At 26.5% G+C, this 12,981-nt stretch carries 15 protein-coding genes and 1 tRNA gene; 10 read left to right on the top strand and 6 right to left on the bottom strand.

The window, feature by feature from the left end; all coding sequences use genetic code 11:
* The first annotated feature begins 16 nt into the window (after positions 1–16).
* The 4 genes from I1A51_RS16260 (at position 17) to I1A51_RS16245 (ending at position 2,848) form a co-directional block, all read left to right on the top strand.
* Entirely contained in the window at positions 17–988 is a 972-nt protein-coding gene (locus I1A51_RS16260) for a polyprenyl synthetase family protein (RefSeq protein ID WP_196895851.1), read from the top strand.
* Between the two features lie 2 nt (positions 989–990).
* On the top strand, positions 991–1,347 hold the full coding sequence (locus I1A51_RS16255) for a hypothetical protein (protein WP_196895850.1): 357 nt from the start codon (positions 991–993) through the stop codon (positions 1,345–1,347).
* 101 nt (positions 1,348–1,448) lie between these two features.
* A tRNA-Ile gene (locus I1A51_RS16250) sits at positions 1,449–1,522 on the top strand.
* 141 nt (positions 1,523–1,663) lie between these two features.
* Positions 1,664–2,848, top strand: coding sequence for a site-specific integrase (locus I1A51_RS16245; protein WP_196895848.1), 1,185 nt, complete (start codon positions 1,664–1,666; stop codon positions 2,846–2,848).
* On the opposite strand, the gene I1A51_RS16240 is transcribed toward I1A51_RS16245, so the two are convergent.
* A complete protein-coding gene (locus I1A51_RS16240) occupies positions 2,845–3,687 on the bottom strand; it encodes a hypothetical protein (RefSeq protein ID WP_196895846.1) in 843 nt (280 codons plus the stop codon). The two genes, I1A51_RS16245 and I1A51_RS16240, sit on opposite strands and share 4 nt — an antisense overlap.
* A 14-nt stretch (positions 3,688–3,701) precedes the next feature.
* Entirely contained in the window at positions 3,702–4,598 is an 897-nt protein-coding gene (locus I1A51_RS16235; RefSeq protein WP_196895844.1) for a hypothetical protein, read from the bottom strand.
* Positions 4,599–5,022: 424 nt separating this feature from the next.
* On the opposite strand from I1A51_RS16235, the gene I1A51_RS16230 reads away from it, so the two are divergent.
* The 3 genes from I1A51_RS16230 to I1A51_RS16220 are packed head-to-tail and all read left to right on the top strand — an operon-like array spanning position 5,023 to position 5,795.
* A complete protein-coding gene (locus I1A51_RS16230; protein ID WP_196895843.1) occupies positions 5,023–5,235 on the top strand; it encodes a hypothetical protein in 213 nt (70 codons plus the stop codon).
* A gap of 55 nt (positions 5,236–5,290) precedes the next feature.
* Positions 5,291–5,620 carry a hypothetical protein gene (locus tag I1A51_RS16225; protein WP_196895841.1) on the top strand — a complete coding sequence of 110 codons (330 nt, stop codon included), beginning with the start codon at positions 5,291–5,293 and terminating at the stop codon, positions 5,618–5,620.
* Between the two features lie 7 nt (positions 5,621–5,627).
* Positions 5,628–5,795 (top strand): hypothetical protein, encoded by a 168-nt coding sequence (locus I1A51_RS16220; protein WP_196895839.1) that lies wholly within the window; start codon positions 5,628–5,630, stop codon positions 5,793–5,795.
* Between the two features lie 170 nt (positions 5,796–5,965).
* On the opposite strand, the gene I1A51_RS16215 is transcribed toward I1A51_RS16220, so the two are convergent.
* The 3 genes from I1A51_RS16215 to I1A51_RS16205 all read right to left on the bottom strand — a co-directional run bounded on the left by I1A51_RS16215 (position 5,966) and on the right by I1A51_RS16205 (position 9,109).
* The gene (locus I1A51_RS16215; RefSeq protein WP_196895837.1) at positions 5,966–7,630 is read right to left on the bottom strand and encodes a hypothetical protein; all 1,665 of its coding nucleotides are present in this window, start codon (positions 7,628–7,630) and stop codon (positions 5,966–5,968) included.
* A gap of 27 nt (positions 7,631–7,657) precedes the next feature.
* Positions 7,658–8,134: a lipocalin family protein gene (locus I1A51_RS16210; protein WP_196895836.1), complete on the bottom strand. Its 477-nt coding sequence runs from the start codon at positions 8,132–8,134 to the stop codon at positions 7,658–7,660.
* A gap of 429 nt (positions 8,135–8,563) precedes the next feature.
* Entirely contained in the window at positions 8,564–9,109 is a 546-nt protein-coding gene (locus I1A51_RS16205; RefSeq protein ID WP_196895835.1) for a helix-turn-helix domain-containing protein, read from the bottom strand.
* Positions 9,110–9,304: 195 nt separating this feature from the next.
* Between I1A51_RS16205 and I1A51_RS16200 the strand changes: the two genes are divergently transcribed.
* The 3 genes from I1A51_RS16200 to I1A51_RS16190 all read left to right on the top strand — a co-directional run bounded on the left by I1A51_RS16200 (position 9,305) and on the right by I1A51_RS16190 (position 11,460).
* On the top strand, positions 9,305–9,751 hold the full coding sequence (locus I1A51_RS16200; protein ID WP_196895834.1) for a hypothetical protein: 447 nt from the start codon (positions 9,305–9,307) through the stop codon (positions 9,749–9,751).
* On the top strand, positions 9,735–11,153 hold the full coding sequence (dnaB, locus tag I1A51_RS16195) for a replicative DNA helicase (RefSeq protein ID WP_196895833.1): 1,419 nt from the start codon (positions 9,735–9,737) through the stop codon (positions 11,151–11,153). The genes I1A51_RS16200 and dnaB overlap by 17 nt, the downstream gene beginning before the upstream one ends.
* 61 nt (positions 11,154–11,214) lie before the next feature.
* Entirely contained in the window at positions 11,215–11,460 is a 246-nt protein-coding gene (locus tag I1A51_RS16190; RefSeq protein WP_196895832.1) for a hypothetical protein, read from the top strand.
* A gap of 583 nt (positions 11,461–12,043) precedes the next feature.
* On the opposite strand, the gene I1A51_RS16185 is transcribed toward I1A51_RS16190, so the two are convergent.
* Positions 12,044–12,202, bottom strand: coding sequence for a hypothetical protein (locus tag I1A51_RS16185; RefSeq protein WP_196895831.1), 159 nt, complete (start codon positions 12,200–12,202; stop codon positions 12,044–12,046).
* Positions 12,203–12,981: the final 779 nt, after the last annotated feature.

The following is a 12,981-nucleotide window of genomic DNA, read 5'->3' as shown; positions in this document are numbered from 1 at the left end:
TTTAAAAGAAGAAACCTTGAACATAGAAAGATATAAATCGATTTTTCTTTCGCACTTAGAAGAAAAATCTATCGAAAAAGAACCAGTAAATCTTTATGCTCCAATCAATTATATATTAAATTTAGGAGGAAAAAGACTACGTCCGATTTTAGCTTTATTAAGTACAGATGTATTCAATGGAAACCCAAAAGATGCACTTGATGTAGCACTTGCAATTGAGGTTTTTCACAACTTTACACTGATACACGATGACATTATGGATGATGCTCCATTACGTCGTGGAAAGGAAACTGTACATGAAAAATGGGATATAAACACTGGAATTCTTTCTGGAGATGCCATGCTTATTTTGGCATATCAAATCTTGGAAAGTTATGATTCAAAAATCTATAAAGAACTAATGCGTGTGTTTAATCAAACTGCTTTGGAAGTTTGTGAAGGACAGCAAATGGATATGGATTTTGAAACTCGAATGGACGTAACACTTTCGGAATATATGAAAATGATTACGCTAAAAACTTCTGTTTTGGTTGCTGCTGCACTTCAAATGGGAGGAATTATCGCTGGAGCTTCTCAACAAGATAAACAAAGAATTTATGATTTTGGTTTAAATTTAGGTTTGGCTTTTCAATTACAAGATGATTATTTAGATGCATTTGGAAATCCAGAAACTTTCGGAAAACAAGTTGGTGGAGATATTATTGAAAACAAAAAAACATTCCTTTATTTAAAAGCTTTAGAAAATGCTACTTCGAAACAAAAGGAAAATTTAATACATTTATATACGACAGAAAACGAAAATCAAGAAGCGAAAATCGAAACTGTAAAAGAATTGTTTCAAGAAACTAGAGCTGTAAAAATGATTCAAGAGGAAATTGAAAGTTATACAATTCGTGCTTTTGAATATTTAGAGCAAATGAATATTGATGTGGATAAAAAACAAATTTTAGTAGATTTCGGAAACTTCTTGATGAAAAGAAATGTATAAATTTGAATTCAGAAGAAAAAAATACCTTACAATCTATTCATGATTTACAATCTGAAAATCTTTATGAAATGTTGGTGCAACAAATCATTAAAGATTTTCGGTTTGCAAACGTGGAAATTTCCTTTTCAGAAAATGTAAGTCCAGATAACTTAGTTTTAGAACTTTTTCAGATTATTAAAAACTTACTTTTAAAGGATTATAATGCATATTTGAATTTATTATACCGAATTGATGTTTCGGAGAAAGAATTAAAAAACGCAACTTTTAAAGATAATATTGAAGAATTTTGTAAGCATGTTTGCTTTTTAATCTTAAAAAAAGAAATTCAAAAAATCTATTATCGAAAAAAATACCAGTAACAACTATTGAATTTCAACGGATTATATGGTATCGTTAAAAAAAATTAACATTTAGTTGTCTGAAATAAAAAAAAGTTATAATATTGCAGTCGCAATAACAGGGACCCATAGCTCAGCTGGTTAGAGCACCTGACTCATAATCAGGGGGTCGAAGGTTCGAGCCCTTCTGGGTCCACAGGCTGAAATTGTCTATAACCTCTTAGGAAACTAGGAGGTTTTTCTTTTTTATATACTTTTCTATTTTATTTTGTCTTGGTCATTTTGGGTAAATTATAGTAAATTTACTGTAAAAACTGTCCGAAAAACGTCCGACAAAATGAAAGCAAAAATTACATTATACACGTCTGATAAAAAAGCAAAAGAAGGATTTCCAATAAAATTGATTGTTTCTTCAGGAAGTAAAAGAAAAAGAAAATCTCTTGGCTTTTATTCAACAGAATCAAATTGGGATTTTGATAAAGATTTACCTAAACGATCACATTCGCAATTTTCTGAATTATTTCCATTCCTGGCTAACATTCAATCTAGAATTATTTTACTTCCAACTATGCAATTTAACTCAATAGATGAAGTAATTAATTTTCTTTTAAAAAAACAGGCAAAAGAAATCTCTAAATGTTTTTATGAATTTGCTGACGAATTTATCCAAAGAAAAAGAAATCTTGGAAAAGAAAAAACTGCTGAAATTTATCGTACTGGAATCAATCAATTAAAAGTTTTTTCTCCAGATTTAAATTTTGATGAATTGACGTATTCTCTTTTAATGGATTTTAAAGAGTATAAACTTGCTGGAAAAACTTCTAATAACACAATATCAAATTATTTTAGAACATATAGAAGTATTTATAATGATGCTTGTAAACGAGGAATAGCAGAAGATAAAAGTCCATTTAAAGGAGTATTTTCTGGATTAAAAACTAGAGCTGCACAAAACAAAAAGAAATATCTAACAAAAGAAACTGTAAAGCTATTAGAAAATGCAGAATTAACTGGAGTAAAAGATAAAATTAGAAATATGTTTCTTCTTCAGTTCTTTTTAGGTGGGCAAGATTTAAAAGATATTTATTACTTGAAATGGAATCAAATATATGATGGTAGAATATTTTTTAAAAGAAGTAAAATTGGACAAAAAGGATATGAATTTGATTTAAAAATATTTGATAAAACTCAAACAATTTTAGACAAACTTTCTAGTGATGATTCTATTTATGTTTTAGATGGTAGAAAAGACTTTACAGGCTATGAAACTTTTCGAAGAAGATATACTCGTTATTTAATCCAGATACAACAAGAACTAAAAATAGAAGTACAACCAAAAGGTGGAAATCTTGGAATAAAAGTAGCACGACACACTTTTGCTAATATTGGAAAAAGAGAACTAATTGAAGAAGATTTATTACGTGAACTTATGGGACACGAAAGAGATGATATTGATAATTGGTATAAAGATCGTTTTCCAGAATCAATTAGAGATAGAGCTTTATGGAAAATTATTTGTTAGTTTATTCTTAATTTTGGAATTACAAATTTAAACGCAGTATCAATTTTAACTTTTGGAAATAAAGTATCATAATAACCTAAAACATCTTTATATTCAATAAAAGAAAATCTACATAAGTCATTAAATACTTGGTTGATTAATTCAATTTCATTAGTAGTTACTTCTAAATTAATTGGATTTAAATTGTAAGTTATTGAAAAGGGGGGGCTTTTTAAATCATCTATTTCTATTTCGATAGGATTATTATTTTTAAATTTTAAGACTTCCTCTTCTAAATTATTTAAAACATCTAATAAATTACAAAATGATAAATTTTTATTATAAAAATTTTCTATTTCATGTAAGTCTTTAAAATTACTATTATAATCATTTATTCCTTCAAAAAAAAGATTTGAATTCTTTTCTATAAATAATTTATTTCCTTTTAAAAGTAAGTTTTCAGGAGAGTTTTCAGGAAATAATGAAGAATATAATCCTAATTTATCATAAAAATCAATATCAAATCTATCTTCTAATTTCTCAAGTACTTTTTCAAACTCTTCAACATGTTTATAATAATTATTAAAAGTATTCTGAGCTTCTGAAGTTTTAATATTTAAATGCATTTGTTTTGCTCTAAAATTAGAAACTGCTAAAGCACCTAAAGGAAACATTAAAGTAGCAACAAATAGAGGAAATTTAAACCAATTCATGATATATGTTTTTTCATCATGACCTGCTATTGTATATTCTACAGAGTCATCATATATATAATAAATCAAAATAATAGCGATTATTAATGGTATTAAAATTGAACTTAATACAAATACATCATAGAATATATTTTTTTTATTTTTCATTGAATTATTTATTGTTAGAATCCACGTTGTTTTGAATAGATTTCTCTAACTTCTTTTTTTAATATGCTTAACCATTTATTATTTTCAAAATCTAATACAGAATAATTATTTTTAACTTGACTAAAATTTAATAAGTCATTTAATACTTCTTTAATTATAACTAAATCTTTGAAGAACTCTATATCATTGTAACTAATTTCATAATAATTAAATTCAGGTAATTCTTCTAATTCACCACGAATTAGTACATAAGATTCTATTTTAAATCTTAATTCTCCTTTCAATGAACAAATTTTATCTAAATATTTAAAAATTGTATAATTATTATTTTCTTTAGGTTCTTTATCTATTTCTTTACATAAATCAATTAAACTATTTATATAAGTAATATCGCCAATTAAGTTTAAACTATTTTGAGTATTTTCAGGGAATAATAAATTATATAGTTCAAATTTATGTGTGAATTTAATTCCATAGCTATTTTCAAGTTTAACTAATCTTTTCTCAAACTCCTCAACATGCTTATAATAATTATTAAATGTATTTTGAGCTTGTGTTGCTTCAATATTATTAAGAGCAATTTCATGATTTGATTGAGCCAATTCTATATTTTTTTGAGCCGTTTCTAAATTATGATGCATCTGTTTTGCTCTAAAATTTGAAACAGTCAAAGCTCCTAAAGGAAAAGCCAAAGCAGCAGTATATAATGGTATTTTAAACCAATTATAAAAGTTCTCAAATCCTTGTATAGTTAATTTTGGTCTCAAAAAATTATCATTAAAATATAGTTCTCCCAAAAAAATGGAAACCATAAATATAAAAGCCAAAATTAATGGTGTTAAGATTGACCATATCACTAATTTATCTTTAAATATATTCTCTTTATTTTCAAATTTTTTCTCTTCTTTCATAATTTATCTCTTAATATTTTCATTTTTTCGCACACCTAAAATAAACAAAAAATCATCAACCCACACAAAGAATTCCCCCCCATTTTCCAACCAAAAAACACCCAATTCCACACTTTTTTGTAAATTTTTTCAAAAGAAATGCAATTTAAAATCGCAAATTGTCTTACATTAGTATTGTAAAGTATTACACGAATGTTTATCACGGAATATTTGTAACAAAGTTTTTAGTTTTAATTTTTAATAATCTTAAATTTGAGTTTATTCAAAAAATTTAAAAATTTCTATTATGAAAAAATGTTTACAAGTACTTACAATCGTGATGCTTACATTATTTACAATCTCGTGTGAAAAAGAGGACGATACTGAATAAAACTTAAATCTAAATGAAAGTACCATTTCAGTAAGAGAAATCAAACCGCATCATGTGTACTTCGACTGCGATGAGCATCAAGAAGAACATAACATCTACTTGGAAGACGGAAGATTATTCCACAACTGGGGAAGATGGGAAGCTCCAACAGAAAAAACAAATTGGAACTACTGCTTCGAACACAAAGAAAACCACATCAGAGTTTTGGAAAACGGAAGAGCTTTACACGACATCGGAAAAGACGAATTGAATCCAGAAGACTTTTAAAAGCTTAACCTCAATAATTATGTAAAAGGCAATGTTGCTATAAAAACTAACAACATTGCCTTTTATTCATGATATTTTTCCTGCTGAAAGTACTGAGAGGTTTATGGGATTTAGAAATCATAGAGTTTTCACATATATTTCAGGCTCACATATTTTTAGCTTAATCGATTGGTATATAGCTTTTATGCTTGCAAAAAACAAAGAATTCCGTTTTGCTATCCTAGTTCCTTTAGGAATTCAAGCATATCAGACTGCTGGATATGTTTTTAATATAAAAAAAAACTATTTTTTTGAATACGAATTTAAGTTTGTTGCAATCATACTTGCAGCAATCTTTTTTACTATTGTGTACTTTCAACAAGATAAAAACCAAATACTAAAATAATTGCATAATGAATTTTGAAATCATTAAATCAATACTATTAATTAAGAAACAAGAGGGAAATGGGAAATTGGATGATGCAAGTAAAAAAATTGTGGAAGAAAAATTGGTAGATGAATTAGAGAATAAATTAAAAAAATTAATACGAAAAATCAGTAAAAACATTAACGGTTACTAGATATAACCTAAAATATATTTTTCTTGCCAAGTTAAATTTTGTTGAAAACCTGTATAAATGAAAAACTGACCCAAAATTGGGTCAGTTTAAATTATTTAGCTTTTATAATTACCTTATAAAAAAAATTTATTTTAAAAAATTTCAACAAATTAGAAATAAAGTCTCTTCTATTAATCTTCTATAAATACCATTCTACTTCCTTTCCAACTATTCCCCACTCTTGTCATACCCATAAAATTTACTTTTATTTCAGAGAAATCGTATAGTTTTCCTAATTCAAAAGCATTAAAATAAGTACCTACTTCATCCCAATCATCAAAATTAGTAGAAACAGATCCATTATTATTAAAACTCATAGTAAACTTAACTTTAAAGCCCCAATCTGCAGCTAAAGTGTTTTTAAGTTTTCTAGCATTAGTTTTTCTTTTAGTTACATCTACATATTGAATGTAAACTTTTTGTGGTGTTTGGTAGATGTATGTAACTGGTTTTTTTTCTCCTAATTTATCCATTAGACTTTCAGCATTACTCCAAGCGTTTTCCCAAAACATTTCATTTAACTTTTCTGATTCAAGTGTAACATTACCAATTTCACCAATTAATGGTAAGTTTGCTATTTGATGAATTACTATATCATCTGTAAAAGGTGTACTTGGTATCCATTCACCAGGAATAGAATGTCCAATATAACTAGCTAAAGGAATCTTATCTTCTTCATAAAGTTTCCCATCATAATAATATAATCTACTATTAGAAGTTAAATTTTGGTAATCTGGAATTTGTTCTGGAGCTTCTACAGCAAAATAGACTTGATCCATAATTACAGCTAATTCATCAGCTTTTTTCCTATGCCATCCTAAGATTTTGAAATTTTTTTGATGTTTAACTAGTACTCCAACAGACTTATAAATTTGATAATCTTCATGCCAAAAAATTGTTTTCGCTCTTATTTTATCACTATGATAAGCAAAACATTTTTCTCTTGTTCCAAATGGAGACCAACCTCTATTTTTACAAGGTTCTTCATTTCTTAAATAGTTTGCTTGATCTAACATTGTAAAACTATGCTCATTAGCTGCTTCCCAATGACTAGGACCATCACTACCTGTACAAGGAATTGACGAAATAAAAACATCTGCTTCATTATAATTTCCAAATCCATTATCTACTGCAATAGGAGCTTCTGTAGTATTATGTTGCCAACAAGGACTTTCTAATTGATATGTATTACCTGGAGCAAAAGAAGTAACAGTTTCAGATACTTGTATTTCCCCACGAGTTATTTGATACGGATCATAATTATCTTTTAAATGTAAATTATTATCCGTTATATAGTTATCGACATCATTTTTATTTTTTATATCTGAAGATAAAACACCAATTGAAGTATATCGATAAAATTTATTAGCTACAATTACTTCTCTTTTCACAGTTAATACTGCTGCAAAACTTTCATCATTTATAATATTATCTTCTTGATCAATTTCTTCCCCATTTGCTCTAAGTTTTTTTTCTTCAAGCCAAGGTTCAAAATTTTCCATATCATCTAATCTAAAAAATGGAAATAAGGGAGTAAAACCTTGTTCATAATAATTATACATCATTTCTGATACTTCTTCATCAGTATCTAAATCCTTTATTAAGTCTACAAAAGATTTTAGTTGTTCTTTAGTTTCAAATTTTAAAATTCCATTTTCAACAGTTGGTTCAAATTTAGAAAGTTCTCTCTTCTGAGCATTGTTTACATCTTGCGTTGTTATATTTTCTTCTTTTTCGCAAGATGAGATAAGTAAAAATATAGCAAATATTTTTACTAAAAAAATCGTCTTTTTCATATTAATTTAGGGTTATTATTTATTAATTCAATGTTTATCAAAAATCATTGTTATATCACTTAATTCTCCTTCAACTGGTAATCTACCCTTTAAAGTAAGAATTGTTTTATCTTCATTTAATGTATAATCAAAATGATAATCTTCTTTATTTCCATCACTTGCAATAAAAATAAGGATAATCCCTTCTCCATTTTTAGCAAAATCTCCAGAATCACTAATTGACTCAGCACAATTTTCATTAAATGTTACTCTTTTAAAAGTTCTATCTTGTTTAAACTCGTAGTAATCTTTTTCACAATCAGGCATATGGTCATATAATCCAAACACATCATCTATACCAACAGAATTAAAATCCCACCTCCCTATAATTTCTGTTGGAACTAAAAAATCTGGATCTGGATTAACTATTACAAAAGTACCATCATCATCATCATTACATGATATAAACATTATTGAAGTGACTAATACAAATAAAATTTTGGTGATAAATTTAATATTTTTCATTTATAAAAATTTTAATGATTCAATTACAATTTTATATATTCTCATTACATAAATTTTCTTTAATCAGATATTAAAAAAAATCCCTTCTATTCTATTTCTCTTTTATAGCTTTTTTCTAATGAATCTATAATATAACTATTGTTATACTTACAAATTATTAAGTCTTAACAATTGCAAAGTTATAAATTTCTAGTTATAATATTAATTTTTTGTGTTTTTTAAAAAAATTTCACGGTTTTCCGTTATTTCCTATTATTTTTTTTAAAACCGAAATTGTTTAAAAATATTGTATTAAAAATCAATAATTTAGATTATTCATTCTAAAATATATATAATCTAAAAATGAGGGAATAAAATAAGATGGTATTAAATAAATAGAAAGGCTTATTGAATTTTACTGATTTTATGGTAAAGATTTAATTGTTCTTTTTAGTTGTCTTTTATTTTACTAATATCAAGCGTAGCAAGACTAATTATAGTTGAAATAGCTTCCAAATGTTCTTCAAACTCTTCCGTTTTTGCATTATTCTTTTCGTGAAATAAAGTAATAATATCCTTAAATTGATCCATTATCTCATTTGTTCTATCTAACTTATTAGATAAACTCAGAAAAGCATCTTTATTTGAACGAACTTCATTCTTAAGCTCATCTAAATCTATTTTTTTCTTATTGCTAAAATCAGCATAAAAATCAAGTGGTGTAACTTCAAACAATTTAGCTAACTTATTGATTTCATTATATTTTAATTTTGTAATATCTTCTTCATAATTATAAACTGTTTTCACAGAAACACCAATTGCTTCAGCTACTTCAGTAATTTTTATTCCTTTCTTTTCTCTAAGAGTTTTTAAAATATTATTAGAATCAAATTCAATTTCTGGTTTATTTAAAATTTCAGATTTATATGATTCCAAAGGCTCTTTTACAAGAGAATTCTCATCTTCTTTCAACATCTGATACAATTTATCGAGCATTTAAAATCCTTTCAAAAAAAGGTTTGATAGAATATATTAAACATAATAAGAAAGATTATGTTCGACTTTTGAAAAAAGGAAAAGGTTGGAATTCTAGCAATTTTAATAACTCGGAAATGAATCCGAAAAACCCACTAACTCGGATTTGAATCCGAAAACGAAAACAGTACCTCAGATACTATAAAACCTGAAAATTTGGTCAAAAACTCGGATTTCAATCCGACAAATAATAATAATAATAATAATAATATAACTAGAGATAATAATTTCTCTAATGATAAAGAGAGAGAAATTTTTCATTTTAATTCTTTAAAAAAGCAAATGGAAAGTGCTTTAAGTTGTCCAACTTGGAGAGAACATTTGCAAAGAATTTTTAAAAGCGATGAAATAGAATATATTCCTGAAGAAGTAAATAAATATCTCGAAACTTTTATGAAATCAAAAATCGCTGGCAACGATTTAAATCACAATACTTCAAGAATTCGCTCCATGGCATCAAGCTATCTCTACAAATGCTTAGCGAATAATCAGAATTCTGGTAAATCTACTTTTCAACAAAATCAATCATTTCAACTTTCTCCAACAGATTTAATCATTGCGAGAAAACAACAAGAATTTCAAAACTATGGCAGAAAACAATAAAACTATTCAGATTCCACACGATTTGGAAATCGAGAAAGCTGTTTTAGGAGCAGTTTTAATCGACAAAAATGTAGTAGATACAATGCTTACAACGATAAAAAACAAAGAAGTTTTCTATAAAACTTCACATAGAATAATCTACCAAGCAATTGAAAATTTAAATAATCAACAAATTGGAATTGATATGTTGACGGTTGTAGATGAAGTAAAGAAAATTCTAAAGAATGGAGAAAATTTAGATGCTGAAATTGTAGGAATCACACAAGCTGTCTCCTCCTCTGCTCACCTCGAATTTCATTGCAGAATTTTACATCAAAAATGGATTAAAAGAGAAATTCATTTTAATTCATTGAAAATTGCAAATGAAGCTTTAGACAATGATTCGGACGCTCTTAATGTGATGGGAAAAGTGGAAAAAATCATTGAAAACATAAACTCAAAAATATCTGGAGATGGTCAAGAAAAAAGCATGGAAGATGTTTTGATGGAACTTGGAAAAAAAGCTGAAATACTCTCGAACCTAAAACCAAATGAAGTTTGCGGAGTTACTTCTGGAATTGCAGCAATTGACAAACAAACTGGAGGTTGGCAAAATTCTGATTTAATTGTTTTGGCAGCTCGACCAGGAATGGGAAAAACAGCAGCAGTTATCAAAACCATGAGTGCAAATGTACAAAAAGGCGATGCAATTGGTGTTTTTTCTTTAGAAATGAGCAAAAAACAATTAGTTATGCGCATGATTTGTAATGAATCTGATTTTCATATGGACCATTTTACAAAAATTGGTTTTAAAGAAAAAAATCAAATCGAAACATACATGGATGTTGCTAGTAAAATGAAAGATTATCCACTTTTTGTAGATGATAGACCAGGATTGCACATCAAAGATTTATGTCACAAAGCAAGAAGTTGGAAAGCAAAACATGATATAAAAATGTTGATTGTTGATTATTTACAACTGATAAATGCAGAAGATGGAGCTGGAAAAAGAAATAGAGAGCAAGAAATATCTACGATTTCAAGAAGCTTAAAAGGTTTGGCAAAAGAATTAGATATTCCAGTAATTGCCTTATCTCAATTATCACGTTCTGTAGAAAATCGTGGAGGAATGAAAAGACCATTACTTTCTGACCTTAGAGAATCTGGAGCAATCGAACAGGATGCAGATATAGTTGCCTTTTTATATCGTCCAGAATATTATGGAATGGAAGTAAGTCCTGACTTTTTTCCACACCTAACTCAAACAAATGCAAATTCAGAATTTATTATTGCAAAATTTAGATCTGGAGCAACAGATGTGATTCCAATTTTCTTTGATAAGAACAAAGCAAAGTTTATGGATCCAAATGAACGTGAATTCATTTCGAAAATTCCAGAAGAGAATGAGATTCCTTTTGCCTAATGGAATTTATTAAAACTACTCCTACTCTTTTAAACGAAACACATTAAACAATTCAAAATTTATGATTACCTCAAATAATACTCAACAACAAATTTTAGAATTGCAAGCCGAACATGAACTTTTAAAAAAACTGGCTACTGCAAAAGGTTTTTATGATGAATTTTTTAGAATCATCAAATTTCATAGGAATTATATTGAAGCTTTTAACTATCTAAATGATAAATATTTTGATTTGGTAGGAGAATATAAATATTCGAGCTATAACAGCTTTAGAACTGTGAGAGATAGGATTAGTAAGAGGAAATAAAAAACCATTGATTAATGGTTCTTTATTTTTATTGTTAATCGATTGGCTTATACAAATTAACAGGGTTTATTTTCTTTGTGTTATCTGACTTTATTAATATTTCTTTATTAAAGAAACCATTTCTTAATTTAAGACTTGAATCAAACCAAACACAATCTACAAGAGATGAATTTATAGAATTAATTGTCATTATAGGATACTTATATCCCTTAACTGTAACAGTGTCTCCTTTTTTTAGCTCCATGTTATAAAATTTAAATACATCTAAATTAAACAGTTAGATGTTTCCTGTCGGATTTTTTTTGTATTTTGGATATAAATCATATTTTTGGTCTTCCAAACTTAAACTATGATTTGTTCATCCAAGGTTAATAAAATCTCACTTCTTAACCTTCATGGAAATTCTAGACAAATTATATACCAGTGTTAATATACTGACAAAAAGACAACTAAAGGCATTATTTTACCGGAATAATGTCTTTATTCTTTTAAAATTATGTCATATATATTGAACTTTTAAGATTAAAATAGAGAAAGTCATCTTTGGAAGTGACTTTTCGTCATTTATCTTAAAATGATACTTCTAATTCATCTGAATTTCCCATTCACTTGAATCTCCTACAAACAATTCTTTTAAAAAATCAAAAACAATATTTCCAAAAAATTTTCCGAAGAAAACTGTGAAATAGTATTTAAAACCTTCTTTCGAAGAACTGCAAGTGGAGATTTTCTTTTTACTCATAATTTTGATTATTTTGTGTTGTTTACATTACTCTTCCATCAAAGAATTCCTAGCTATTTTGAAACAAATCAATTCAATATGAACATTCTTTCATAACATAGATTTAATCTATCTTGGGGAGCAATTTGTTAGGTTTGTTTCCGCAAAGGTAATGAAAGAAAAATGACTTAAACAAGAAAAATTTCATTTTTTTTTAAATTTAACCTGTCACTTTCCCATTCAATTTACATTATGTTCATTTATTAACATATTATGTTGTTATATGCTTAATTATATTAATAAAACACTTATTTGATAGATTAAATAAATTTTTTTATAACTATAACATATATCTATACCTAATTGATTAAATAAAATATATTATTAACTGTATATAGACTCATATAATTAATTAAATATAAATTAATATTAACTATAAAATAGACACTTATAAATTAATATAAACCAGTATTAACTATAATATTGACACTTATAATTAAATATAAACCAGTATTAACTATAATATAGACACTTATAATTAAATATAAACCAGTATTAACTATAATATAGACACTTATAAATTAATATAAACCAGTATTAACTATAATATAGACACTTATAAATTAATATAAACCAGTATTAACTATAATATAGACACTTATAAATTAATATAAACCAGTATTAACTATAATATAGACACTTATAAATAAACTTATTAAATATCTTATAATATTATTTTTTTAATATATAATTTTCAATCTTTAATTGATCTTTTTATTATATAAAACCATGTATAACGT

Origin of the sequence: Aureivirga marina (assembly GCF_015767265.1) — a bacterium.
In the GTDB taxonomy this organism is placed as follows: Bacteria; Bacteroidota; Bacteroidia; order Flavobacteriales; family Flavobacteriaceae; genus Aureivirga; species Aureivirga marina.
This window is presented reverse-complemented; position numbering and strand designations above follow the sequence as displayed.

What these genes read in the sequence shown, in the direction of transcription:
- I1A51_RS16215 (WP_196895837.1), bottom strand. Translation starts at nt 7,630, where the DNA reads ATGAAAAAGACGATTTTTTTAGTAAAAATATTTGCTATATTTTTACTT.
- I1A51_RS16205 (WP_196895835.1), bottom strand. Translation starts at nt 9,109, where the DNA reads ATGCTCGATAAATTGTATCAGATGTTGAAAGAAGATGAGAATTCTCTT.
- dnaB (WP_196895833.1), top strand. Translation starts at nt 9,735, where the DNA reads ATGGCAGAAAACAATAAAACTATTCAGATTCCACACGATTTGGAAATC.
- I1A51_RS16190 (WP_196895832.1), top strand. Translation starts at nt 11,215, where the DNA reads ATGATTACCTCAAATAATACTCAACAACAAATTTTAGAATTGCAAGCC.
- I1A51_RS16235 (WP_196895844.1), bottom strand. Translation starts at nt 4,598, where the DNA reads ATGAAAGAAGAGAAAAAATTTGAAAATAAAGAGAATATATTTAAAGAT.
- I1A51_RS16185 (WP_196895831.1), bottom strand. Translation starts at nt 12,202, where the DNA reads ATGAGTAAAAAGAAAATCTCCACTTGCAGTTCTTCGAAAGAAGGTTTT.
- I1A51_RS16245 (WP_196895848.1), top strand. Translation starts at nt 1,664, where the DNA reads ATGAAAGCAAAAATTACATTATACACGTCTGATAAAAAAGCAAAAGAA.
- I1A51_RS16210 (WP_196895836.1), bottom strand. Translation starts at nt 8,134, where the DNA reads ATGAAAAATATTAAATTTATCACCAAAATTTTATTTGTATTAGTCACT.
- I1A51_RS16220 (WP_196895839.1), top strand. Translation starts at nt 5,628, where the DNA reads ATGAATTTTGAAATCATTAAATCAATACTATTAATTAAGAAACAAGAG.
- I1A51_RS16240 (WP_196895846.1), bottom strand. Translation starts at nt 3,687, where the DNA reads ATGAAAAATAAAAAAAATATATTCTATGATGTATTTGTATTAAGTTCA.